The 24533-nt window shown below is 44.3% G+C and carries 28 protein-coding genes and 1 pseudogene; 21 read left to right on the forward strand and 8 right to left on the reverse strand.

What is annotated here, in order from left to right:
* The first annotated feature begins 65 nt into the window (after positions 1-65).
* The 6 genes from FHS17_RS03520 (at position 66) to FHS17_RS03545 (ending at position 4613) form a co-directional block, all read left to right on the forward strand.
* Positions 66-206: a hypothetical protein gene (locus tag FHS17_RS03520; protein WP_243865198.1), complete on the forward strand. Its 141-nt coding sequence runs from the start codon at positions 66-68 to the stop codon at positions 204-206.
* Between the two features lie 155 nt (positions 207-361).
* Positions 362-1069, forward strand: coding sequence for a response regulator transcription factor (locus FHS17_RS03525; protein WP_167274587.1), 708 nt, complete (start codon positions 362-364; stop codon positions 1067-1069).
* Positions 1066-2097: a sensor histidine kinase gene (locus FHS17_RS03530; RefSeq protein WP_167274592.1), complete on the forward strand. Its 1032-nt coding sequence runs from the start codon at positions 1066-1068 to the stop codon at positions 2095-2097. The genes FHS17_RS03525 and FHS17_RS03530 overlap by 4 nt, the downstream gene beginning before the upstream one ends.
* Positions 2098-2159: 62 nt before the next feature.
* Positions 2160-3080 (forward strand): ABC transporter ATP-binding protein, encoded by a 921-nt coding sequence (locus FHS17_RS03535; RefSeq protein WP_167274597.1) that lies wholly within the window; start codon positions 2160-2162, stop codon positions 3078-3080.
* Positions 3073-3810 carry an ABC transporter permease gene (locus tag FHS17_RS03540; protein WP_167274601.1) on the forward strand — a complete coding sequence of 246 codons (738 nt, stop codon included), beginning with the start codon at positions 3073-3075 and terminating at the stop codon, positions 3808-3810. Before FHS17_RS03535 ends, FHS17_RS03540 begins: the two co-directional genes overlap by 8 nt.
* On the forward strand, positions 3810-4613 hold the full coding sequence (locus tag FHS17_RS03545) for an undecaprenyl-diphosphate phosphatase (RefSeq protein ID WP_167274605.1): 804 nt from the start codon (positions 3810-3812) through the stop codon (positions 4611-4613). The genes FHS17_RS03540 and FHS17_RS03545 overlap by 1 nt, the downstream gene beginning before the upstream one ends.
* A gap of 641 nt (positions 4614-5254) precedes the next feature.
* On the opposite strand, the gene FHS17_RS03550 is transcribed toward FHS17_RS03545, so the two are convergent.
* Together FHS17_RS03550 and FHS17_RS03555 are read right to left on the reverse strand one after the other, a co-directional pair.
* Positions 5255-5554, reverse strand: coding sequence for a putative quinol monooxygenase (locus FHS17_RS03550; protein ID WP_167274610.1), 300 nt, complete (start codon positions 5552-5554; stop codon positions 5255-5257).
* 96 nt (positions 5555-5650) lie between these two features.
* Positions 5651-6661 (reverse strand): NADP-dependent oxidoreductase, encoded by a 1011-nt coding sequence (locus FHS17_RS03555; protein ID WP_167274614.1) that lies wholly within the window; start codon positions 6659-6661, stop codon positions 5651-5653.
* A 101-nt stretch (positions 6662-6762) separates the two neighbouring features.
* On the opposite strand from FHS17_RS03555, the gene FHS17_RS03560 reads away from it, so the two are divergent.
* Together FHS17_RS03560 and FHS17_RS03565 are read left to right on the forward strand one after the other, a co-directional pair.
* A complete protein-coding gene (locus FHS17_RS03560; RefSeq protein ID WP_243865155.1) occupies positions 6763-7350 on the forward strand; it encodes a TetR/AcrR family transcriptional regulator in 588 nt (195 codons plus the stop codon).
* A gap of 260 nt (positions 7351-7610) precedes the next feature.
* The gene (locus FHS17_RS03565) at positions 7611-8309 is read left to right on the forward strand and encodes an isoprenyl transferase (protein ID WP_341805776.1); all 699 of its coding nucleotides are present in this window, start codon (positions 7611-7613) and stop codon (positions 8307-8309) included.
* 131 nt (positions 8310-8440) lie between these two features.
* Here the strand turns inward: FHS17_RS03565 and FHS17_RS03570 are convergent, their stop codons facing one another.
* Positions 8441-9751, reverse strand: a complete 1311-nt coding sequence (locus tag FHS17_RS03570) for an amidohydrolase family protein (RefSeq protein ID WP_167274623.1) — start codon at positions 9749-9751, stop codon at positions 8441-8443.
* Positions 9752-9909: 158 nt separating this feature from the next.
* On the opposite strand from FHS17_RS03570, the gene FHS17_RS03575 reads away from it, so the two are divergent.
* The 4 genes from FHS17_RS03575 to FHS17_RS03590 all read left to right on the forward strand — a co-directional run bounded on the left by FHS17_RS03575 (position 9910) and on the right by FHS17_RS03590 (position 12809).
* A complete protein-coding gene (locus FHS17_RS03575) occupies positions 9910-10338 on the forward strand; it encodes a MarR family winged helix-turn-helix transcriptional regulator (protein WP_167274627.1) in 429 nt (142 codons plus the stop codon).
* A gap of 239 nt (positions 10339-10577) precedes the next feature.
* The gene (locus FHS17_RS03580; protein ID WP_167274632.1) at positions 10578-11003 is read left to right on the forward strand and encodes a DMP19 family protein; all 426 of its coding nucleotides are present in this window, start codon (positions 10578-10580) and stop codon (positions 11001-11003) included.
* A gap of 306 nt (positions 11004-11309) precedes the next feature.
* Positions 11310-11780, forward strand: a complete 471-nt coding sequence (locus FHS17_RS03585; protein ID WP_167274636.1) for a DinB family protein — start codon at positions 11310-11312, stop codon at positions 11778-11780.
* A gap of 483 nt (positions 11781-12263) precedes the next feature.
* Positions 12264-12809: a dihydrofolate reductase family protein gene (locus tag FHS17_RS03590; RefSeq protein ID WP_167274640.1), complete on the forward strand. Its 546-nt coding sequence runs from the start codon at positions 12264-12266 to the stop codon at positions 12807-12809.
* Positions 12810-13143: 334 nt separating this feature from the next.
* On the opposite strand, the gene FHS17_RS03595 is transcribed toward FHS17_RS03590, so the two are convergent.
* Genes FHS17_RS03595 through FHS17_RS03605 form a run of 3 tightly spaced genes read right to left on the reverse strand, consistent with a single transcriptional unit; the run spans position 13144 to position 15549 of the window.
* Positions 13144-13815, reverse strand: coding sequence for a response regulator (locus tag FHS17_RS03595; protein ID WP_167274644.1), 672 nt, complete (start codon positions 13813-13815; stop codon positions 13144-13146).
* Positions 13805-15055 carry a histidine kinase gene (locus FHS17_RS31000; protein WP_167274648.1) on the reverse strand — a complete coding sequence of 417 codons (1251 nt, stop codon included), beginning with the start codon at positions 15053-15055 and terminating at the stop codon, positions 13805-13807. The genes FHS17_RS03595 and FHS17_RS31000 overlap by 11 nt, the downstream gene beginning before the upstream one ends.
* Positions 15056-15093: 38 nt before the next feature.
* A complete protein-coding gene (locus FHS17_RS03605) occupies positions 15094-15549 on the reverse strand; it encodes a DUF1453 family protein (protein ID WP_167274652.1) in 456 nt (151 codons plus the stop codon).
* A 432-nt stretch (positions 15550-15981) separates the two neighbouring features.
* Here FHS17_RS03605 and FHS17_RS03610 point away from each other — a divergent pair, with 432 nt between their 5' ends.
* The 5 genes from FHS17_RS03610 (at position 15982) to FHS17_RS03630 (ending at position 19345) form a co-directional block, all read left to right on the forward strand.
* Positions 15982-16377: a VOC family protein gene (locus FHS17_RS03610; protein ID WP_167274656.1), complete on the forward strand. Its 396-nt coding sequence runs from the start codon at positions 15982-15984 to the stop codon at positions 16375-16377.
* A 30-nt stretch (positions 16378-16407) separates the two neighbouring features.
* Complete coding sequence (locus FHS17_RS03615; protein ID WP_167274658.1) at positions 16408-16692, forward strand: DinB family protein; 285 nt, start codon at positions 16408-16410, stop codon at positions 16690-16692.
* 89 nt (positions 16693-16781) lie between these two features.
* On the forward strand, positions 16782-17270 hold the full coding sequence (locus FHS17_RS03620; RefSeq protein ID WP_167274663.1) for an anthrone oxygenase family protein: 489 nt from the start codon (positions 16782-16784) through the stop codon (positions 17268-17270).
* A 616-nt stretch (positions 17271-17886) separates the two neighbouring features.
* On the forward strand, positions 17887-18843 hold the full coding sequence (locus FHS17_RS03625) for a sigma-70 family RNA polymerase sigma factor (RefSeq protein ID WP_167274668.1): 957 nt from the start codon (positions 17887-17889) through the stop codon (positions 18841-18843).
* Between the two features lie 76 nt (positions 18844-18919).
* Positions 18920-19345 (forward strand): SRPBCC family protein, encoded by a 426-nt coding sequence (locus tag FHS17_RS03630; protein ID WP_167274672.1) that lies wholly within the window; start codon positions 18920-18922, stop codon positions 19343-19345.
* 79 nt (positions 19346-19424) lie between these two features.
* Here the strand turns inward: FHS17_RS03630 and FHS17_RS03635 are convergent, their stop codons facing one another.
* Positions 19425-19841 (reverse strand): VOC family protein, encoded by a 417-nt coding sequence (locus FHS17_RS03635; RefSeq protein ID WP_167274675.1) that lies wholly within the window; start codon positions 19839-19841, stop codon positions 19425-19427.
* A 758-nt stretch (positions 19842-20599) separates the two neighbouring features.
* Here FHS17_RS03635 and FHS17_RS31185 point away from each other — a divergent pair.
* Together FHS17_RS31185 and FHS17_RS03650 are read left to right on the forward strand one after the other, a co-directional pair.
* Positions 20600-20707, forward strand: a pseudogene (locus FHS17_RS31185) (oxidoreductase); the annotation flags it as partial.
* A 20-nt stretch (positions 20708-20727) separates the two neighbouring features.
* Positions 20728-21750 carry an NADP-dependent oxidoreductase gene (locus tag FHS17_RS03650; RefSeq protein ID WP_208420206.1) on the forward strand — a complete coding sequence of 341 codons (1023 nt, stop codon included), beginning with the start codon at positions 20728-20730 and terminating at the stop codon, positions 21748-21750.
* Positions 21751-21883: 133 nt separating this feature from the next.
* Here the strand turns inward: FHS17_RS03650 and FHS17_RS03655 are convergent, their stop codons facing one another.
* Positions 21884-22774, reverse strand: a complete 891-nt coding sequence (locus FHS17_RS03655; protein ID WP_167274680.1) for a LysR family transcriptional regulator — start codon at positions 22772-22774, stop codon at positions 21884-21886.
* Positions 22775-22942: 168 nt separating this feature from the next.
* On the opposite strand from FHS17_RS03655, the gene FHS17_RS30280 reads away from it, so the two are divergent.
* Complete coding sequence (locus FHS17_RS30280; protein WP_208420207.1) at positions 22943-23113, forward strand: hypothetical protein; 171 nt, start codon at positions 22943-22945, stop codon at positions 23111-23113.
* Positions 23103-24281 carry an MFS transporter gene (locus FHS17_RS03665; RefSeq protein ID WP_167274684.1) on the forward strand — a complete coding sequence of 393 codons (1179 nt, stop codon included), beginning with the start codon at positions 23103-23105 and terminating at the stop codon, positions 24279-24281. Before FHS17_RS30280 ends, FHS17_RS03665 begins: the two co-directional genes overlap by 11 nt.
* Positions 24282-24533 lie beyond the last annotated feature (252 nt).

Consider the following 24533-nt stretch of genomic DNA (forward strand, 5'->3'; position numbering starts at 1 on the left):
AAGACCAGTAAAGATTGCCCCATGCCATCCCGTTTGTACACAGCACAACGCTTGGCGTCAATACATTGATTGAAGGTAACGGAGCGGTTATCGGGCTGCTTGTTACCAAGGGATTTCGCGATATTCTCGAAATCCGGAGACTCGTTTGGAGTATACGACGATCACGTATGGCGATAGAAGATCAAAATCAAGATAGAGAAAAATAGGTGCATAAGATTAGAAACCTTCAGTTTTATTCAGCTATCGATGAACGTTAGTTCGCAACAACATAGCAGCAGCCGGTTGGCACAGTTCATACAAACCAAAAGTAGATTGATGTTATAATTGGAAAATATATAAAACTGAAGGGGAATCTCATGGAATGAGTGAAATAAAACTGCTTATTGCCGAGGATGATAAGGAAATACGAGATTTATTGAAAAAATATTTAGAGCGCGAATTATACGCAGTGGATACAGCAACTGATGGCAATGAGGCCCTTTATAGGTTTCGACAAGGGGGCTATCATTTAGTGATTTTGGATTTGATGATGCCTCAATTGGATGGCATTGAAGTTTGCAAAGCGATCAGGAGCATCTCTAATGTACCTATTGTCATGCTGACGGCAAAAGATCATGAAACAGAAAAAATATTAGGTTTAAGCATTGGCGCGGACGATTACATTACAAAACCGTTTAGCATCCATGAGGTCTTAGCAAGAGTCAAATCCCTGCTGCGGCGCTATATGATTCTTGGCAGCGAAGGAGAAGAACCATCTCAACATTTATTGGTTTTCAAGGGAATTGCTATTAATCCGAAAGCGTATACGGTACATATCGAGGGCAGCCAAACGGCGTTAACCGCCAAGGAATTTGAATTGCTAAAGCTGCTAGCCTCCAATCCGGGACAAGTATTTACAAAAACGCAAATCTTCCGGCAAGTATGGGGAACCGACTACATCGAAGATGATAATACCGTAATGGTTCATATTCGTAAACTGCGCAAGAAAATTGAGCTAGACCCCTCTCAGCCTCAATATATTCAGACCGTTTGGGGGATCGGTTATAAATTTTCGGGAGAAAAAGCATGAATACCGCAATGACATTAGTCATGTTAGTGATACAGCTATGCTTGACGGCAATCGTTCTGCTCCTAACGAGAAACACTTTAGGTGGCTTGGGATGGACCTTACTGGCTTTATTTATCGGGTTAAATTTGGCGATGCTCGCAGGAGCGATCCGTACTCGTCAAGATTTAATGCGCATTTCAAACCTCCTGCGTCAAGTAGCAGCGGGCAATTATAAAACCAGATTGCTTGCCAAGCAAGACGATCGATGGAACGAAATTGTTTTTACAATTAATAAGCTCATTAGCAGGTTTGAAAAAATACAAATTGAAGCTGCTCAATCGCATGCGGCAAGACAGCGGCTCTTGTCCAGCATTTCGCATGATATTCGAACACCGCTAACTTCGATAATCGGTTATATAGATGCATTAAGAGATGGGCAGTGGGAATCGGAAACGGAATCGGAGAAACAATCCTATCTTGACATTCTATCTGCTAAATCAGCTCGCTTAAAAGAGTTAATTGACGATTTATTCACAATGGCCAAGCTTGACGCCGATGAATTGCCCATGAAAGAAGAAATATTGGATTTCGCCGAAATGGCAAGAGAGACGCTAATTGAGTTTTTACCGAAAATCGAAAAAGAAGAGATCAAGCTCGAGATCGAACTTCCGGAGGTAGCCTGCTTCATTAAGGCAGATCAAATTGCCGTAACTCGCATAATCCAAAATATAATTAAAAACGCTATCCAGTACGGCGGAGAAGGGAAGGTTATTGGTGTCGATCTTCTTGAGAACAATGGCGTTTATGAACTAACGATCTGGGATCGAGGTCCAGGAATTAGTGCGGCTGAGCTTTCCCGTATCTTCGAGAGAAGCTATCGGGCAGATAAAGCCAGAGGTTCAAGCGGCGGTGGAAGCGGACTTGGTCTATCTATCGTTAAGGCTTTGGCTGAAAAAAATCATGGCTCGGTGCATGCCAACAGCAAGCCTTGGGACAAAACGGAATTCACCATTGCGTTTCAGAAATCGATTGGATTAAGAAACAGTTAAGAAACAGATAAGCTCCAGTTAAAGCCGCTTTCTTATAATAAGACAAAGAGGAGGCGGTACGAATGAACGCCATTATCAAAACCGTTAATCTAACCAAACAGTATGGCGGTGAAAAAGCGGTAGACAATGTCAGCTTAACCGTACAGCAAGGTGAAATCTATGGATTTCTTGGACGAAATGGAGCAGGGAAAACAACGACGATACGAATGCTCCTGGGGCTGATCAAGCCGACATACGGACAGATTGAGATCTTCGGCAGCGATTTGCTATTGAGTAAGAAGGAAGTATTGCGAAGAATCGGTTCGATCGTTGAAGTTCCGGGCTTTTATGAGAATCTGACCGCCAAAGAGAACTTGCAAATTAATGCGAAAATCATGGGCGTTCATAAAAACAACGCAATCGAAGAAGCATTAGAGATTGTTGGTTTACAGCATGAAACAAGGAAACTAACAGGGAAATTCTCACTTGGCATGAAGCAGCGACTTGGCATTGCCAGAGCACTTTTGCATTATCCGGAGCTATTGATCCTGGATGAACCAACCAATGGACTGGATCCGATCGGCATCAAGGAAATGCGGAGGTTGATAAAAACATTGGCGCTAGAACGTCAAATAACCGTATTGATTTCGAGCCATATTTTATCCGAAGTTGAGCTGCTCGCAGATCGGTTAGGAATTATTCATGAAGGCAGACTGTTGGAGGAAATAAGTATAGACAAACTGCACACGGCCAACCGCCGGTATATGCAATTCCAGGTTGATGACGATAATAAAGCGGCGCTTTTACTGGAGAAACATATGGGTATTATCGATTATACGGTACAGGATGAAGGGAATATTCGCATTTATTCTCATTTCGGTCAACAAGGCAAAATAAACAAACTTTTTGTTGAACATGGTATCGAAGTGGAGAAAATCGCGGTCAGCGAAAATAATCTGGAGGATTATTTCGCAAATCTTGTAGGAGGTGGTACGATTGGTTGATTTGCTTTCTACCGAACTCCTTAAACTGAAACGTTCTAAAATGCTGCTGCTCAGTCTGGCGGGTGCTGCGCTGGCACCTTTTTTTGTTGTGCTTGCTTTCTATATTGATTTACTAAAGATGTCGAAGACGGATAACGCTATATTCGAGGCTCTTTTCTATAACACGAGTATGTATACCATATTGCTAATGGCGGTTCCTTTATATAGCGTTGTAATTGCTTATTTATTCGGCCGTGAATATATAGAGGATACTTTGAAAAATCTGTTGACGATTCCGGTAACAAGGACAAGCATCATTCTAAGCAAAATGCTGTTATTGTTATTATGGATCTATCTCCTGACGTTGGAAGCATGGGTAGTGACATTTGTCTTTGGTTTATTGCTTCAATTCAAAGGCTTAACCATGGATCTAATGTTGGATTCTTTGATTGAATACATAATTGGAGCGACCCTTCTGGCCGTGCTGTCGACACCAATCGTATTGATCGTCACCATCATGAAATCTTACGTGCCGGCTATAATTGCATCGATAGCGATTACTTTAGTGAATTTATTGGTGTTTAATTCCGATTACCGAGCTTTAAACCCATGGTCAGCGGTATTCGATATTGCTCATGATTCCATGTCTTCCGTTTATCCGGCTGCCGTTACTTATTCCATCATCGCGTTAACCTCGATAACCGGCCTAGTGATCACCTTGATCTATTTTAGAAAGGTGGATATTCACTAATGGTTGATATCTTCAGCGCTATTCTGCTGGGCATAATAGAAGGCTTAACCGAATTTTTGCCCGTATCATCAACTGGACATCTCATACTTGCCGGGCATTTATTGGGCTTTGAAGGGGAGTCTGAGACAACATTTAAAATTGTTATTCAGCTGGGAGCCGTATTGGCCGTATTGATTCTTTATTGGCGAAGGTATTTAGAAGTAGGAGTAAACCTGATTAAACTCGATTTCTCCAAGAACAAAGGCCTGAATGCTATTCATATGTTTCTGGCCATGATACCTGCACTGATTATGTATTTGTTGTTTAAGGATTTCATAAAAGGCCGTTTATTCGGTCCAATGCCGGTATTAATCGGCTTAATTATTGGCGGCGTTCTCATGTTGATTGCGTCGCGCATAAGAAGAACGGTAACGGCTGACAATACCGATGATATGAATTATAAGCAAGCATTTGGAATTGGACTTTTTCAATGTCTCGCTTTGTGGCCGGGATTTTCAAGATCCGGTTCGACGATCTCAGGCGGGCTGTTACTTGGGACCAGCCAAAAAGCTGCAGCCGATTTTACGTTTATGATATCGGTTCCGGTCATGTTCGGAGCAACGCTGTTGGACTTATATGAAAGCCGCGACCTATTGTCATCGGAGGATATCATCCTATTGTTAATCGGCTTTGCAACAGCTTTTGCTGTCGCGATGCTTGCTGTTGTCACTTTTCTCAAGGTGATTAAAAGGCTTAGGTTGGAATGGTTTGCACTATACAGGTTCGTCCTTGCGGGTGCTTTCTATTTAATTGTTATGTTATAGGGACAAGAACAGGCACGGGGATTTAGAGAAACAGACCGCGAAGAAGCTTCGCGGCCTGTTTCTTTTTAATTGTCGGCTGCCATTCATGATACAAAGATCATTTGAAAGCGTTAAGCTAAACTTTATAATGCCAATGAATACACTTCCCTTACCCTGACAGATTGGTTGGACTTTTCATCCGCTGATACTTAGTATTGGGCTACTGTGTACGTTTATTGGGGTTAGCCTAATGGGGCAATGAAATGAATGTTCAATTCTTACCACAGATAATTAAGCTAAGAGGGAACTCTAACTTAATAAAAATGTCTAAAACCTTCTATTAGAAGCAAACTAGTAATAGATGCTCTAATGGGAGGTTTTTCTTATGCTTATAAGCGTTTATGGTCATTGTATGAGGCAGAAAACCGTATCCAGGGATTTAGCACGAATACCTTGAGAGCTTATGCATTGCAGCTAAAATTATTAGTTAAAGAGCTTGGTGATCTGGATATTAGTAAAGGAAGTTATACTCAGAGATTGGAGCTGATACTTTAGATCAATATAAACAGAAGGATCCGCCTAGGCGGATCCATTTAACTCATGCTGCAAGAGTAGCCGTGTTCTGTGAGAGAAAGGGGAATCCCCGGTTTACTCGATCTCTTTTACTCCATAAACGAGCTTTCGTTTGAGATATCATATTTTTGAATGTCCATTCTCATCCTGTTTCCCCACTTCATTAAAAACGGCGCCGATTCATGTCTTTCAACATGAGCGGTCAGCAATTCTTGATTTTCCCAACGCTGAACAGTCAGCATGCGTCCGGCGCGTGCATCCTCCAAAGTAAAGGCATAAAAATGGCATCCAGTTTCAGTTCGCGTGCTGGAAACGACGTCCTGAACGTCTGCAGTGAACTCATTTACGTCAGACGGATTTAGATGTACGTAACCCATGAGTAGAATCATTGATGTTCATCCTTTTTTTCTTGAATTAAGCATGCAAAATTTCTCAAAGCTAATCGCGATTTACAAGGAGTGCAAAAATCATTCGAGCTATCGTCCTTACTCCACCGTGAGTACGATCTTGCCTTGAATGTGCCCACCGGCGGCTCGTTCATGTGCCTTTCGAGCATCGGCAAGTGGAAATATGCTGTCGATGGCGACGCGAACCGTCCCGGCATTGAGCAAGCGCCCTAATTCCACCAGCAGTGGGCCGTTTGAGCGCACTTGGGTCATTGATACCGTGACGTCCAGCTTTGCGGCCTCCTCTGCATCGGAGAAGCCTAAGAACACTGGGAACAAAGCGCCGCCACGCTTGAGCGTACGTAAGAAACGACTGGTGGTGGGACCACCGAGAGTATCGAGGACGAGATCAACGTCTTGAGCGACGTCCTCGGGAGGGTACTTTGTGTAGTCAATAAATTCGTCGGCACCGAGCTCGCGCAGGAATGACTCATGCTTGCCCGATGCCACCGCGATGACGTGCGCACCCTTCCATTTAGCCAGTTGCACTGCTAAGTGCCCCACGCCGCCCGCGGCACCATTGATGAGCACTGTCTTGCCGCTCAGCGGCACCGGGCGATGTGACTCCGGTTGAAGTGGATTCGCTTCACTGTGCCCCAGCTCGATCAGGAACTGCCACGCGGTGAGGCCTGCCATCGGAGCCCCTGCGGCGTGTATATGATCAATGCCTGCCGGCTTGAGTGCAAGGTCCGACTCTGGCGCGGCGACGTACTCTGCATAAGCAGCGCTCTCCCCAAAGCTAGGAAAGCGAACCATGCCGAAAACTTCATCGCCGACGGAGAAACTCTGCACATCCGTGGCTACCGCCTCGACGACGCCCGACACGTCCGACCCCAGAATGACGGGAAAGGGCACCGGCGGCCGCCACTCAGGAGGAAGATCCTTATACCCCTCGCGCAGGTACCAGTCGGGGGGATTGATGCCAACCGCGTGAACGCGGATAAGCACCTCACCTGACTTCAGTTCGGGAATCGGCGCCTCCTCGTAACGCAGTACCTCAGGACCGCCGAATTCATGCAGACGAATTGCTTTCATCGTATTTATAGACATCTTACTTTCTCCTTTCAAGCAGATGAGTTATACTTACCAGAGCGGCGCTCCGTTTAATCGGATCACTGTTCCGTTTATGATTATACGGAGCGATGCTCCGCTTGTCAAGGAGGTCACTTATGAGAGCTGATGCTATGAAAAACTATGAGCACATACTCGCAGTCGCGAACGTCGTTATAACCGAGCATGGCGTCGATGCATCACTGCGCGAGATCGCCCGCAGAGCTGGTGTCGGACTAGGCACGCTTTATCGTCATTTCCCGACGAGGGAGGCGCTGCTCGAAGCTTTGCTCCGCTCAAGCTTCGACGAGTTTACGACAAAGGCACGTATGCTCGAAACTGCAAGTTCACCCGACGATGCGCTCGTGTCGTGGTTACGCGAAATCGTTGAATTCACGAGTAACTATCAAGGTGTTGTGGTCGTGATGATGGCAGCCAAAGAGGACCCGGAGTCCGCGCTCCACGCTTCATGCATGACGATGCGCACAGCAGGCAAGCAGCTTCTCGCTCGTGCCCAGGCAGAAGGTTTGGCGCGTACCGACATGGATGGTGATGATCTTTTCTCGTTAGCTGCTGCGCTTGCGTGGCTCAGCAACCAACCGTCGTCAGCGCCAAGGGCTGAGTATCTCTTCAATATTATTGCGGGCGCGATCCTGACGAATCGAGCGAGCAGCGATTTCGGGGTTTAAATTAAATCGTACTGCTCTAATAGGGGACTTTGGCACAACACAAAATATTGAACTACACTGACGGAGAACGTTAGCGTTGAGAACAACAAAAATGGCAGCTGAGCTAGATGATCAGTTGCCATTTTTGTTGAAGTAAAGGGCAGGTTAGTTTCAATATGTGGTATTATAAAGTCTATTAAGCTTAAGCTTTTTTTAAGGGAGGATTTAGCCTGAAATGGTTTGAATGGAAGCGTGGAGTAAGGAATAACCTTAAAAATAAAATAGATTGGAATTACAATATTCCGAAGCATATTGCAATAATGATGGATGGGAACGGCAGATGGGCAAGACGTAAAGGATTACCGAGATCTGCAGGACATTACGCTGGTATGCAAACAATGCGTAAAACTATAAGCATGTGTCATAAAATCGGAATCTCTACATTAACGTTATATGCTTTTTCAACTGAAAACTGGAAACGACCTAAAGACGAAGTGGAATATATCATCGGTTTGGTGAGTGAATTTGTACAAGAGACAAATATTCGTGATTTAAATCAGAATAACATAAGGGTAGATTTTATCGGAGACATATCTAAATTCCCTGAAGCAACGCAGCAGGCTATGAATAATGTCTCTAATCAAACTCAAGGGAACACTGGACTTCAAGTTTATTTTGCAATGAATTATGGTGGTAAAAGCGACATCCTTCAAGCTGTAAAGTCAATAGTGAATACTAAAAATTCAGATGAAATAACCGAAAAGCTCTTTGAACAGTATCTCTATATTAGACAGAGTCCATCACCAGATTTGCTTATTAGAACAAGTGGTGAGAAAAGGTTAAGTAATTTCTTACTATGGCAGTCCGCTTATGCAGAACTTTGGTTCACTAACGAAATGTGGCCAGACTTTAATGAGGAACTTTTATATTCTGCAATCTTGGATTATCAAAATCGAATGAAGAGAAGTAAAGTATTATAACATCAATCGTCAGCTGGTTATTCTCTTGCTAATTAAAGGGAGTTCATTAAAGGAGCGGCAGCTAGTCATTGTGACGGCAGCCGCTTCTTTAACTAATGGCTTGAGCTATCGGAGAACTTTAGCCTCTGATTCTAACCTAGTTGCTGCGAACCATTGAACCACACGGATTTGATCGACAAGGTATCCGAAATATTAGTGGTCGGATCACCGTTTATGAGAATAAGATCAGCACGCGCATCTTCAGTAATCCGGCCGCGATCATGAAGACCAAAGCAACGGGCTGGTTTGGAAGTAGCCGACTGAAGAGCTTCGATCGGAGTAAACCCGGCCTTCACCAACAACTGCATTTCGTGGTGGACACTGGCCCCATGAGCAAGGCCACCAAGGTTCGGAACGGGAACCGGTGCGACATCCGTCCCTACCAGAATATCAACTCCGGCACGGTGAAGATCCATCACATTCTTAAAGCTATTTTCCATATTGCCTTGCGGAAACGTATTGAAGCTTGAGTTCAAGATATCGATCCAATCCGGACTTAATTTGGAGTGAACCCGTGGATCATTCGCCAATTCCAATGCCGGATTTCCAATAATCGATGAATTCAACACCAAACACGGTGTAACAAAAACTCCTGATTCCGCAATGGATTTCACTAACTCGGACGTGTACTCGGGTCTGTCGATAAATAAGTGGCCCAAACCGTCGACTCCAAAATCGATGGCTGCTTGCGATGAAAGAGCCGTCAAGACGTGAGCGATGACCAACTTATCGAACTTGTGGGCTTCAGTCACGGCTGTTTTTAGAATCTCATCGCTTAGAACAGGCAAGCCTGGTGCCCCCATGACTGTTCCTTCTTCAATCATGATCTTAATATAGTCGGCTCCGTTCTCCACTTGGGTATGCACATGTTTGATTGCTTCTTCCACTGTCGTCACCTGCGGTATTTCTTCGTGATCGTGAGCGTATGCGGCCAACATTGCTTCCCTGTCTTCCTCCGATAATTTCTCTAGTTCCTTTAATACAAATTCCGGTATTTCATCTCCATCCGGTAGTAATTCATCCGGATGTCCACCAGGAGCGGTAATCGCTGTACCAGCAGAACGGACGTCCGCGATGTCATCCACATTTTTTAACTGAATTTCGCGCCCTCTTTTAGTAAAATCGCCATTCATTTCAAGTTCTGTTGTAACGCCGAATTTTAAGGCATCTCGTAATCCGCCGATTGAGGTATGGACATGTGCATCAATCAGACCAGGTAGTAGTGTCATATTTTCTCCATCGATAATCGTTGCATCAGCTGGAATGTCTCCGCCCACTGAAATAATGGACTTCCCTTTAATGACAATATGTCTGGGAGCTATAATTTGATAACCATCAAAGATACGTACATTTGTAATCGCCGTAATTTGTTCTAACGCAGTATTTTGATTTACTTTCTCCATTTTAATTCCTCCTCATGTGTTTGTGACTCGACATTTCGGAGTATAACTGTTAGAAATCTAACTGTCAATAAACTAATATTTAATTGACAAGGCTATAGGATCACTGTATATTTTAGCTACTTACAATTAGGTTTCTAACAATCACAAGGGGGACGATTATGAATTCCCGAAAAGATACGCCATATCTGGATTTGTTTCAGATTATCGGTCTTAAGCTAAAGAAAAGAGCGGACGAAAGTATAAAAGAGCTAGGATTAAGCTCTCAACAAGGAAAAGTAATCGACTATATTTATAAGAACCAAAATAAAGATATTATTCAAAAGGATCTTGCAGATCGGTTTCATCTACGTGGGGCCAGCATTACAAGTATGCTTCAAGGTCTAGAGCAAAAAGGGTACATCGAGCGCAAAATCCCGGCAAATAATGAACGGCAAAAAAATATATATGTATTACCAAAAGCGATTGAATTAATTGAAAGCTTTAATGACTCATTCCAAAAGGTGGAGGATGAAGTCGTTCAAGCCCTTACTGACGAGGAGAAGCAAATCTTAAAGAAATTACTGGTCAGAATTAATGAACGCATATAAAGAAGAGGATTCTCGATGAGGTTATGGAGTCATATAGAAATAATTTACGGTTGTCCCATTTGGGGAGCATTATAACAGCAAGAAATGAACAATCCATATAGGGCTCAAATAATATTTCCTAGATAAAGTTCAGCCATCCTGGAGCATCCATAACGGCTGCAGCTCTATTTTTATTAAGAAAAAGGGCAGCACAATGACGTGACGAATTATTAGAGTAACACGACTAGCGGAGGTTAGGAATGGATAAGGATTCAGTCTGGCAAAGTATCTGGCAGAAAGTCGAAAATGATGGACAATCCAGTTTGAACAAATATGAAAGAATATGGTTAACCGTTGATGGATTAATCGGTGATGTGAGCGGAGGCGGCTTGATAAGTTTCTTTTATAATCATGGTGCTGACAATTATACGGAAACTATCGAGGACTTAGAGACAATCGGGGCTGAATCTGCAATTACATTAGTAAACAATATTGGTTCTATGTTCCCTGATGGGGTACCTCCTGTAAATATTGAAGAACGGAATGAAATAATGGATTCATGGGAGCATGATGAACTGAATGAGTTCTTCGAAAACCTAGATGAACAGTTTTATGCAATTATGGATGACTTAGAAAATAAGCTAGAGCCTGTCATTGCAGAAGCCATAAAGCTAGCTGACGAGTAACATTATATATTGATGCTGTTCAACTAACGGTTAACGTTAGTTGAGAGCAAAAAAATGGCAGCTGATCTAGATGATCAGTTGCCATTTTTGTTGAAGTAAAGGGCATTTTAGCTCGATACAGGAAAAACAATAAATATTAAAATTGGGTAGATAGGAGGAGGATATATGTTAAAACTTATACTCGGATGGGGTGGTTACTGCCGTATTCTTAACTAAGAGGAGGATACTCCTACTATCTTTTAACTGTATTACGAACGTAAGTTCTGATATAATGTAACAATAAATTGAAGTCGAAAGGAAGCAACTATGAACGCTATAGAAGCTATAGTTCAGAATTTAAATGAGATTCGACGCAGAAGCATGATTATTTGGGGAAGTATTCCGCATGAGTTTTTGGACTGGAGACCGGATTCGGAAGCAATGAGCATAAAAGAGATGATCCGCCATGTCCTGGATAGTGAACATTATTACCATCTTGCTTTGTTGAATGAGGGAAGTCTAACCGCTTATGAATCCCCTTATGAGGCTCGTACTTTTACAACGCTCAAAGAGGAACTCAACTTTTCAGAACCCTATCGAAATGAATTTATGGATACAGTAAAATCCTATACACAAGAGGATTTAACAAGAATCCAAATTGATAGAAAAGACGTAGGTTACATTCGATCATTAGGCGACATGCTTTTGAGAATTGCTTACCATGAAGCAGTCCATTCAGGTCAACTTTTAGATTATTTAAGATTAGCCGGATTAAAGCGGCCAAAGGTATGGGATTGAAGTTTAAGAAAGATAGATTGAGCTAACTGGGAGTTGAGAACAACAAAATGAAAGCCGATCAGCAGCCATATTTGAGGTTGTCATCAGACAAAGTTACGCTAACTGGGAACTATTGTTCAATGAAAATACTGGGTCTGGCCTGCTCCCGTCTTTTCGGAAAATCCGGAATATATCCTCATTCGAAACGATGGATCACGGTTTTTGCGGACTACGATGAATGGCTGTTAACCCGCTCTCGCTCAATATATGCCGAGCAGCGACAAAACCTGCTTGATCCCCTGGGGCATTCACGTCATCGTCATGAAAGACAAGAAGATCTTCAATATCCCAAATTTCATTAACTCAAAATTATTTTTCCGATTTTGGCTTCTTGAACAATTATACCGATGAACTTTGCAATCAAATTTCGTCTAAATAAATGAGAATAAAAAATAATAATCGATTGAGGTCATTCAAAATGGAAACTATACGAGGAGAATGCAAATGAGGAAAGTAGTTGTATCTGAGTTTGTATCGCTGGATGGAGTTATGGAGAATCCGCAGTGGACAGTCCAATTCCGTAGTGAGGAAACTAAGCAATTCAAGTTCGATGAACTGAAAGCAAGCGACGCTCTTCTTCTTGGACGTGAAACGTATGTTAATTTTGCAGCGGCTTGGCCTAATATGATCGAGCAAGAAGGGGAATATGGCAGGATGATGAACGATTACCCCAAGCACGTGATTTCAACATCGCTAGATAAAGTGGAATGGAACAATTCATCGCTGATCAAGGGCAATATCATGGAGGAAATATCCAAGCTGAAGCAGCGGCCTGGTAAGGATATCTTGGTATTTGGCAGCTGCGCGCTCGTTCAAACGCTGATGCAGAATGACCTCATCGACGAATATCGGCTTATGGTTTTCCCAGTTGTGCTTGGAAACGGAAAACGTCTCTTTGGAGAAGGGATCGATAAGAAAGTACTGAAACTGGCGGAAACAAAGACATTCGGTTCAGGCGTAGTTGTTCTGACTTATCATCCGGATAGATAGATTAATCAGGAAATCAACATCCATGTGCTAGATCATATAAGTAGAAGCCTTTCGGGTTCCCTCGAAAAATAGGATATGGTGGTGGTTCAACTTCAAAAGAACTGGAATAGCATGATCAGAAAAGATTTTGGTAATCAGTAGCCTATTCCGCTAAACGGGAAACTTGAGCTCAATAAAGACAGTACGGCAGCTCATGTTGAGCTGCCGTTTTCTCATACCGCAGCAGCGCTTGTATGCGGCATATCAGCGTATAGGATAGCTTTTGAATTTGCAGAAGTGAAGCCGTGGGCAACCATACGCTTCGGTAGACATTCAAGTATTGCACTTTGAACCTTTATTGAACGATCCGATTGCGAATTGCAAAGACGACAGCTTGCGTCCGGTCGTCGACGCCAAGCTTTTGCAGAATGTGATGAACGTGCGTTTTGACTGTGCTCTCCCCAATATATAGTTTGGCTGCGATCTCCTCGTTACGCAGTCCGTAAGCCATTTGCTGAAGAACTTCATGTTCCCGTTCTGTGAACGATTCACCCATCGAATTGCTGAGACCGCTATCCGCCATATTCGCTCTTGCAGAGCTTACCATCCGAGCCATAGCTTTAGAGGCGATGGCCGTGCGGAAGATCGCTTCCCCGCGGAAGGCTGCACGGATGGCTTCAATCAGTTCTTCCGGCGCAGTGTCCTTAAGCAGATACCCGATCGCTCCTGAACGTATGCCTTGGAAGACATATTCTTCTGTGTCGAACGTCGTGAGAATGATAATCTTGCAGTTGGGCCAGGCGGCCATAATATCGCGGGTCGCTTCGATTCCGCTGTATTCAGGCATCTGAACGTCCATTAGCAAGACATGCGGGCAGGCGAAGTCAGCCAATGTGACGGCTTCGTGTCCATTAGAAGCTTCACCGACGACTTCCATGTCGGGTTGGGCATTGATGATATATTTGAATCCATGCCGGACCAGCAGCTGGTCATCCACAATGGCTACCCGGATCATATCAACGCTCAATCTTTTCACCTTCCTGCAATGGGTTAACAAGCGGTATTCGAATCGTCATTCGCAAGCCGTGAGGCTGGTGATTCCGAAGTTCGAATGAGCCTCCGATTCTCTCGCATCTGGCCATCATGTTCATAATTCCAAACCCGGGCTGCGGAGAGGAGTCGCTCCGGAATGGACCATTATCGGCCACCGTCATCACGAGCTCCTCCTCGGATTCGGTGATAGAAACCTCAACTTCCGAGGCGTTGGCGTGACGAATAATATTGGTCAGCGCCTCTTGCAGAATGCGATACAACGCTTCGGCAATCTCCGGATGCCACTGTGTGATTGTGCCTTGCGTGGCAAATCGAATCTGGAGCCGGCTCTGCTCTTTGACTGTCCGAATGAGGCTCTTCAAGGCAATCAGTCCGAGGCCTGCGTCGTCTCGTCCCATCTTATGCACTACGCTGCGAACCTCCGTGAGGCAATTGCGTACAACGTCCAAGACGGTGGCCAACGTCTGGTCGGCTTCTGAATCGTTGGCTTTGATCATATAAGGCAGAGCCTGCAATTGTACGATAACGGAGGTGAGTCCGTGTCCAATCGTATCATGGATGTCCCGCGCAATCCGCGTCCGCTCCTCCAGAACGGCGAAGTGCAGAGAACGCACGGTGGCTTCCTCCAACTCCTGATGCATTTGTTTGAGATCTTGATGGGCTAACTCTAATTGAGCATGCATCTGACTGAGTTCGCGAAAATAACGCTGTTGTGCTTGGTTGGATTCCCATCGCTGGTGGATGTATATGATTAGAATATACATCACTGCGTGAACGAGCGAATAAGTAAGGATCTCATTCGTAGCAAGCTGGCCAGAGATCTGCCAATAAGCCGCGTTAGCAGCCATTACGGCGGCGGCCAGACCGGTGCGCAGAGATCCCGAGAATCGCAGCGCGATATGACCGATAAGGAAGTACCCAAGAAAGAAGACCAAGTAACTCTCGTCGAGCGCGAAGGAAGATAGAGCTGTTGCCACCCATAACAGTGTTACAACGGCGATATGTCTCCGGGTAGGCTGGAGCCAGCGCGGAGGTGCCCAGAGAAGTGCCAGATAGCCAGTATGTAGAAACAGCGCCACCATGGAGACGCGTTCCATCGACTGAAATAGCGAAGCCAGCAGTATGAGACTAAGGATTATGAGTCGAAACGGACGCCGTGCAATCTTAATCTTTTCCAAAAACCGCTGGCTGAATCTCATACAGGATGCTATCACGTACACTACCTCAATCTAAATCAAGTGGATTTTAATGGCTAACTTTGCAATTGTTTAAATCTAGTATAGTTTAAAAAGCGCCGCCCGCAAACACTTCCTAGGGAAATAAATAACAATGCATTGCTCACGAGAAGCACACGATGATCATGCCCTCCGAATTGATCGATGGTCAGACGTAGGAGAACGATGCCCGCAAGTATCGCAATTCCGCTGATCGGACTTTGGGAAGTGACCGTTCCCGTGGCGGCATTCCAATGTACTTTGTCTAATTGCCCTCTCCAGATACCTACTGCCAATCCGATGACGACACTGACTACATAAAGTAAGATGTGAAGGAGATTTACGCTTCCGGTCTGATTAGTATTCTGCAATACCATTATTGCGTATAAAGCAGGCACTATCCAAAGGGTTGCCGGCCGGATGGTTTTCTCGCGGGCCAGTCTGAAGCAGATGACAAGCATAATCAAGAGGTAAATCCCATTGCTCAACATCATTACAATTCTCCGTTTCTCGGTTTATTTGGTTAACTACATTATGAATCGAGAGTGAATCTCCGTCATCCATCCGAAGTTTGAAATTGCGGCTTCCCGTATCCACCTGCAGGTGGATACGGTGGATTGAGAAGGGCATATGCAGGCATCTGCATTTCGCCTAGGGAATCTTTTATAAGGGATGTGCAAATAAGAATTGTCAGGTGACAAAAGCATTATCTATCTCGTTAGAGGCAGCGTAAACGAAAGATAGTAGCCGACCGACTATATATCATCGTGAACAGGATTTATTAAGCGATTGGGCAGTTATGCGAAGTCGTGCAGGATTGTTAGACGATACGCATAGTATCAACATCCATCTAGGATTGACAATAGAAGCGGCAATTTCGTATGATTCAAAAGATTGTAAAAAAATGCAAATGGAGGCGAGTGAGTATGGCGATAACTGACTGGGAGAACAAAATTACTGAAATCACATTATTTGTGGAAGATCTGCAACGGTCGAAAGCATTCTATCAAGAGACATTTAAACTTGCGATTATATATGAGGATCAAAACTGCGCGGTGTTCAATTATGGCAATACAAACATCAATCTGTTAAATCAATCGAATGCCCTAGAGTTGATTGAGCCGGCGCCGGTTGGTCACGGCGGAGATGGCGCGCGGTTTCAGTTCACAATACAAGTGCCAGATGTTGACCGGGTATGCGATGAACTGGAAGAACGGGGCATTAAGTTTTTGAATGGACCGATAACGCGATCCTGGGGGAGGCGGACGGCTTGCTTCGCCGATCCGGACGGGCATGTGTGGGAGTTTGCGCAGTTATTGTAATGAATTGGGATTAGCGGGGAGTGGATCTGAATGATAAACAATTCTTCGGCTATTACGAGCAACCCCGAGAGTAAGGATGAAATCATAGCCGGCCTGGAGCAAGTCCTTGAGAAGTTGGCATACTGGGCGGATTGCGTAGATGAAGCGAATCCGGCTCTCAAGGTGCGCCATGGCTGGTTTGGCTGGTTCAACGCGGGTGAATGGTTTGAGATGGTTGGTATGCACAGCAGGCATCATTTGCGCCAGAAGGTGAAGCCGGACGAGAAACTGGCGGAGGCAGGTATTAGTTACTCTCACTTCAACTGTATGAAGTAAGCAATCGCTTGGAGAATACCGAATGATTTTGGATCAGTCATAATAAATTTGCTTTTGCAATCAATTTATGGGTATTGGGGGAAATAAAGATGTTGAAGCTTCTCTATTATTTAACTTTTGCATCCTCATTAGGGGCCGGCTTGCTTGCCGGTGTATTTTTCGCTTTCTCGGTCTTCGTCATGCAATCACTTGCCAAGCTTCCTACGGAACAAGGGATATCTGCCATGCAGAGCATCAATACAACGATTCTGCAATCGTCCTTTATGGTGGTCTTCATGGGCACAACTGCCTTAAGTGTCGTTTTGGGAATCGTTTCATTTATCAAATTGGGCAAAATCAGCGCGTTATACGTGATTGTTGGGAGCCTGCTCATCTTTGTCGGAGTGTTTCTGGTGACAGCTTTATTCAATGTACCGCTCAACGATACTTTAGCCGCCGTAACCGCAGGGAGTTCGGAGGGGGCACAAGCGTGGAAGGAATATTTGGATAGTTGGACTCCGTGGAATCATGTGCGGACGATTGCTTCTATCTTAGCACTGATTTTCTTTATCATCGCAATTCGCAGGTGGGAAGTCTAGCGGTAATGAGGCCGCACGGTAGAGCAAAGCTGTTGTCGAACCATTGCTGAAAACCTTCATTTATAACTGGAGTGTTCGTGGCGAACTATACCGCAAAGGATGGCCTATTGACCGAAGTGCCCGTCGATTTCTAGCATTTACGTTCAATATAAACACAGCGATTGAAACTTGCTATTAAATGAGTTGAAAGTGAAATTTTGAAAAGCAAACCCGTGCGGAAGATCGCAGTATATAAAGAAAAAGATTATTTTATTGAAATATTTTCTAGGGTGTGTCGATTTCTTTATATACCGTTCGTCAATTAAATAGAACTTTGAATCCAGAGACTAGAATCAACTGTTTTACGGAAAAGATCGTTCAATATATGAAAGTAAGGGCCATTCCGCAAGGAGTGGCCCTTAAAAATTTGCCGTTACAATCAGTGCGGAGATTCCTTCCATAAATGACAGGTGAGTTCATTACGCTAACTGGAGACATTAGCTCATTTCAGGTCCTGGCGTGGCTAATTTTTATCCATGAGCACTAAAAGCTGCCTATTTATTCGGATTGAAGCAGTCCGCTTCATTGCATATAATGAAGGTACCACCCTTCGGGGAGATCGTTAAGGGAGGCCGCGATGAACGAAACCGCATTTGACGAACTATTATTTGCAAGCTTGAAGCCGGGCTTAACCTCGTTCTGTTACCGAATGCTAGGCTCCATGGATGATGCGGACGATGCCGTTCAGGAGACGAGTATTCGGGTCTGGCAGAGCTGGAACACGTTCAGACAGGATTCCTCGTTCAAAACTTGGGTCTATCGGATTGCCTCCAACCTGTGCTTGGACAAGCTGAGACAATCCAAACGCCGCGCGCTTCCAGTTGACCTGTTCGACCCGGCCGTCGCCATCGTCGAGCCGCGGGACACGCTTCCGGACTCTGCCTGGATCTGGCCGTCTCCCGACTTTGGGGGTAATCCGGAGGATCGGCTCGTCCGCAGAGATACTCTTCAACTGTGCTTCATCGCTCTCCTTCAGACCTTACCTCCGCGGCAGCGCGCGGTACTCATTTTGAAGGATGTATTTGAATGGTCCTCCAAGCAGATCGCGGAAACGTTGGCAATGTCGCCGGCAGCGGTGAACAGCGCCTTGCAAAGAGCCCGAGAGACGATGGACCGGGCGCAGCTTCGCTCGGATGAGCTCAGCAGCATGGACGTTCAACCGGAGCAGCAGCTGCTGTCCCGGTATGTGGAGGCCTTCGAGAAATTCGATATTGCTGCGCTCGTCGCGTTGTTCCACGAGGAAGGCTGCATGTCGATGCCGCCCTTCGAGATGTGGATCCGCGGCAAGGAAGATTTGTCCGCCTTCTATTCGCTTACTCGCTGGCATTGCGAAGGTTCGCGATTTGTGCCCATTACGGTGAATGGCGGTTATCCGGCGTTGGCCCAGTATATGCCGGGCAAAGAGGGATCTGGCTTGGTACCCTGGGGCATCCACGTCATCGAAACCAAAGAAAATCAAATTCTACACGTTCAAAACTTCATTCATACGCCATTATTTTCGCGGTTTGGGCTGCCTGATCGAATTGACCAATGAATTTCGTCATTGACTTACGTCTATATCATTGAGAATAACCAAAAAACGAATATCATGAGAGAGGTGTTTATTTAAAATGGAAACGAGTCAACCGACGAAAGTAACCGTGCAAGCTGTCATTCAAGCCCCTGTTGAGAAGGTATGGTCCTATTGGACTGAGCCGGATCACATCACGAAGTGGAATCAAGCGTCCAAGGACTGGTATGCGCCGAGAGCCGAAAACGATCTGCGGGTCGGCGGCAAGTTTCTGACACGGATGGAAGCGAAGGATGGAAGCATGGGCTTTGATTTTGGCGGCGTCTACGATGTCGTGAATCAGCATGAGGCGATCGGCTACACCATGGAAGACGGAAGAAGAGTGGATATTGCTTTCGTCGATCAAGGGAATGAGACGAAGGTCATTGAAACGTTCGACGCGGAAAGCTCCCATCCAGTAGAGTTCCAGCAAGCAGGCTGGCAAGCGATCATGGACAATTTCAAAGACTATACCGAACAAAACTAATCATCGCGAACAAGACGCCGGGGAAGTTGCCCGGCGACTTTCTTTTTGAACCCTAGTAAGAGCGTGCTCTCCGTTAGCCTTAACCTTGTGCCGCATCCATGTTCATGTAGTTAATAGCCCACAAATGGCCGTCCAAGTCCACGAAGCCCCAATGATACATGAACCCATGATCTTCAGGTTCAGCATGCAATTTCCCGCCCAAGGAGACCGCGGCATTCACGATTTCATTGACTTTTTCCCGACTCTCGAAGGCCAATGCGATCGTCATCTGCGCATACTTGCTCGTATCGACGGATTCCTTCTCCGTGAGCGTATTAAAGAATGATTGATTGATCAGCATGACCTGCAGGTTGTCGCCGATTACGATGGCTGCCGAATTCTCGTTCTCGGGGAATTGCGGGTTGAGTTCGAATCCGAGTCCGGTGAAGAACGCTTTCGATTGTTCCGCGTTTTTTACAGGTAGGTTGAAGCTCGTGAATGCGGACGTTAATGCCATTTTCAAAACACCTCTTCGTCAAATTAGTTTGTGTTCATTTATGCCTTCGTTTATATAGACGACAGCCGATCCGGGGATTCATCGGTCTCATGGATATCGATTTGATCGCGACAACCCAGTTAGCTGAACAGCTTGCCGGCGAGATCCTGCAGGCTGTTCAGCTAACTGGGAACAATAGTTCAACACCAACACGACAGCAGCAAGAAAGTAATCGGCTGATCGGCTGTTGTTTTTGCTGAAGTAATGGGCAGTTTGGTTCCAATATGTGGATTTGTAGATTCTTTACTGAACGTTCTCAATATGTTATATTAATTGAGGGAATACCTGCATAATGTATGGATTGGGTTAAGGGTAATGGCAAGAATCTCGGTTTCCAAAGAAAAGCTTCACTGTATTACTCATATTTCGATGAAGCACCTGGAAGAATAAGGGCAATTGCGGTAGTCAGTCGAGTTATCTTACGCCTATTTAAAATGAGTATTCTCAAAACTAATCTCCGAAAGAAGCTCTAAAGCATAGTTTACAATGAAGTTTATTAGCGCAGCTAAATCACACAACACACAAAAACAACAGAGTAAGCTACGTTGCATTTTTTTTACAACATTGAGAATGATCGTTCTCGTTAGAAAACAAGTATTGAGTAAAACTTGCTTACCGTACTTACTACGTATCAAAACGTTGACCGAGTAGCTTCAAGAAAACATTTCATATGCTCAAAGAGCATTATTACTGAAGCCACATAACCTTCTGATGATGGTCAAGGTTACTTAAGGTCACCGGGCATCTATACGGAAAAGCATATTGAAGGTTTGAAAAAGGTTACGGATGCGGTACATGAAGCAGGTGGATTAATATTTATCCAATAAACGATATGGATTTAAGATAAATGAGAAGAGGAGAAGATGAAGAATTGAAAGCTGCACAAATGGAGAAATATTCAAAACAAATCCAATTAGAAATAAACAATATAAAAATACCTGAAATCAATAAGCATGAGGTTCTTATCAAAGTAAAAGCTGCAGGTGTAAATCCCTTAGACATCCTTATTTTAAATGGTAGTATTCGCATGATTGCCGATTATGACTTCCCTTTAACTTTAGGAAACGAACTATCCGGCGTTATAGAGGCTGTTGGAAAAGATGTTGTGAAATTCAAGGTTGGAGATCCCGTTTATACGAGGCTGCCAATAAAGAAAATCGGAGCTTTTGCTGAGTATGCGGCAGTCCATGAGGATGCGATTTCTGTTATGCCTAAAAATCTTTCTTTTATTGAGGCCGCCGCGGTACCCCTCACGGCTTTAACTGCATATCAAGCCTTGCATGATGTACTTCATGTTCAACCCGATAAAAAATTATTTATTCCTGGAGGAACCGGCGGCTTTGGTACGATGGCTATCCCGATTGCCAAATCGATGGGGTTATATGTGATTACGAGTGGCAGTGAAAGAGGGAGATCACGTACACTGTCCATCGGCGCTGATCAATTCATTAACTATAAAGAGGAAAATTATTTTGATTTGCTATCTAATATCGATTATGTTATCGATACATTGGGGGCAAAAGAAATTAAAACGGAACTTGCTATACTCAAACCCCAAGGGAAATTGGTATCATTGAAGGCTTTACCCAATTACCGCTTTGCCGCTGAAAATAACTTTCCAATATGGAAAAAGCTATTGTTTGGTTTAGTAGGTGCTCGTATAGATCGATTAGCAGTTAAACAGAATAAAGAATATCGCTTCTTATTCGTGTCCGCCAATGGCATGCAATTACAAAAACTGACGAAACTAGTTGAGGATGAAGATATTAAGCCCGCTATAGATTCAGTTTATAATTTTGATGACATTAACAAGGCTTTAATTAAAGTTTCTACTGGTCACTCCGAAGGAAAAGTGATTGTAACCTTTTAAGGAGAGGATATTTGCATTTTGGAAATAAGCTCGAAAGGTGTCTTGGCATAAACACCGCATTGACGCTTCGTAGCATTTGGTTGTTTACGCTATTGGTGAACAATTTATTGCGGACGTTTGGAAAGTTGTAAAACTATCCATATAAGTCCTGAATCTGTGTCAAGAATGTTTTGGCAGCAGCGGAGAAGACCTGATGTTTTTTCCAAACCATATTCAATCCGGACTCGAGTCTAGGCTCAAGAGGTCTAAAACACAGTCTGCTATCATCAGACGTATTTACGATTTTATCTAGTGTTAGAGCATAACCAATGCCTTCTTCAACCATAATCGAGGCATTATAGGCCAAGTTGTAAGTGGCTATGATATTTAGTTTATCGAATTCGTCACCAAACCAATCCGCAAACTCATTCTTTGAAAATGTTTGCTTTAGCGCCTGTCTAGAGCAAATGAGCGGAACTTGAAGTAAATCAGCGGGTTGAATCACATCCTTGCGAGCTAGAAGACTGTCTTTCCTCATTATAACGCCCCAAACGTCTTTGGCGGGCAAATTCAAATAATTGTATTTTGAAACATCAGCCGGTTGAATAAGTATGCCAAAGTCGAGCAGTCCTCTATTGATCCGCTCCGTTACGTCATCTTCGTTCCCGCTGTAGAGATGATACCGTATATGTGGATATTTTGACTGTAAGTTCTTTACTACTCGTGCAATTTGTTTCATGGCATCTGTTTCCCCGCTGCCTATATATACATCCCCACTAACAGTTTCCTCCATAGACCGGAACTCAGTCTCTAATTTATCCACCATCTCAATGATTTCCTCAGCTCTTCTTCTCAAAAGCGTTCCTTCTTCTGTGAGGATAATATGGTGGCTACTGCGAATAAATAGTTTTTTTCCTAACATTTGTTCAAGATCCTTTAATTGTCTGGACAAGGTTGGCTGTGTTAGATGTAAAAAGTCTGCAGCAGCCGTAATGCTTCCTTCACTAGCGACAGTTAGGAAATAACGTAATACTCTTACCTCCATCGACATATCTCCTTTTTTTGTTTCCATACTACATGTTAATGAAATGCTTTTCAAGCATATCATGTTATGAGATATGAGTATTTGTTATGTGGAAATAACACGTCTAAAATAAATACAAACAGCTTTTTTGATCCACTTTATTATAAAGAAATCGGAGGGAATTCAAATATGAATAGAGAAAAGGTTTGGTTTATCACGGGAGCTGGCCGAGGCATGGGTAAAATAATCGCGATAGCTGCCTTGAATGCAGGAGGTATTGCTGAGCAGAAGATTGTCGATCTTCAAGCCCAAGTCAATGCTTACCGAGAGCTTTCGTCAGCTATGGCGTATGAGGATTAATCGCAACCATTTAGTTGTCTATGTATTAACGTTTGGGGTTTTCAGTATCTTAAATACCGAAATGGGCGTTATCGGAATTTTGCCTTTAATCTCGGACCACTTTCAGGTCAGCATATCCGCTGCAGGGCTGATCGTGAGCCTATTTGCACTTGCGGTTGCTATCTCTGGCCCCATTTTGCCCCCATTGTTCTCGGGGATAAATCGTAAAAAAATGATGCTATTTGTACTTGGCATTTTTATTGTGGGCAATATCGTTTCTGCTATTACATCAGACTTTGCCGTGTTGTTGATTGCACGTGTCGTACCCGCTTTTTTTCACCCGATTTATTGTTCCATGGCCTTTACGGTCGCAGCTGCTTCCGTTAACAGAGATGATGTATCAAAGGCAGTAGCGAAAGTCTTCATTGGCGTTTCGGCGGGCATGGTACTTGGGGTGCCGGTTACCAGTATGATCGCGAGTGCAGCATCTCTGGCTTACGCGATGTTGTTCTTTGCGGTTGTAAATACATTCGCCTTCATCGTAACGCTTTTATTCGTTCCGTCTATGCCTGTTGCGAATAAGCCTTCTTATGGCATTCAATTGCGAGTCTTAAGAAGATCTGCTGTTTGGTTGTCCATTTCCGCGGTTATCTTCATGAACGGAGCCGTATTCGGAGTATACAGTTATCTTGCGGAATACTTGGAAATCGTGACTCATTTGACTTGGAACACTATTAGTTTGATGTTATTCCTTTACGGTGCGGCCAATATGGTTGGAAACATGATCGCAGGGAGGCTGCTTACTCATCATGCATTAAGTACAATAAAGCGATATCCTTTTGTATTAGGCGGCGTCTACATCCTCATGTTAATCCTCGGCCAGTTCAGCGTACCAATGGTCTGCATGATTGTGATCTGGGGAGTATTGGGAGGGATAGGCGGCAATATTACTCAATATTGGATTGTCGCTTCCGCGCCGGATGCGCCTGAATTCGCAAACGGAATCTTCCTGACATCTGCTAACTTGGGAACAACGATAGGTGCAAGCGTATGCGGGCTTTTCATAACGGGAATGGGTGCGCCATACGTCTTACTTGGGGGGATCTTGTTTGTTGTATTAAGCGTTGCGGCCATTTATCCAAAAATTTTAATAGAGGGTCGAACGGAGGTTGCTCATGATGATAGATAAGCAAGCAGGTGCCATGAATGCATTGACCCAATTGGCAGCAGCCGAATCAAAGGACCTATAAAAATTTATGCAGCCGATCCGGGATAGGTCAGCTCGGGTATGGGGGGCATCCGCTCCAAGAACTCCAAAATATGCTGTCGAGTTGATCCTCGGGTTGGTAAAATTGGGGGCGGAAGGACCACATTATGGGTTCTTCAGGGATTGACCTAACGGGGGAACATAGTTGAGTAGTCAAAACGTAACAAAGCTGCC

Origin of the sequence: Paenibacillus lupini, from assembly GCF_011761355.1 — a bacterium.
Lineage (GTDB): Bacteria > Bacillota > Bacilli > Paenibacillales > Paenibacillaceae > Pristimantibacillus > Pristimantibacillus lupini.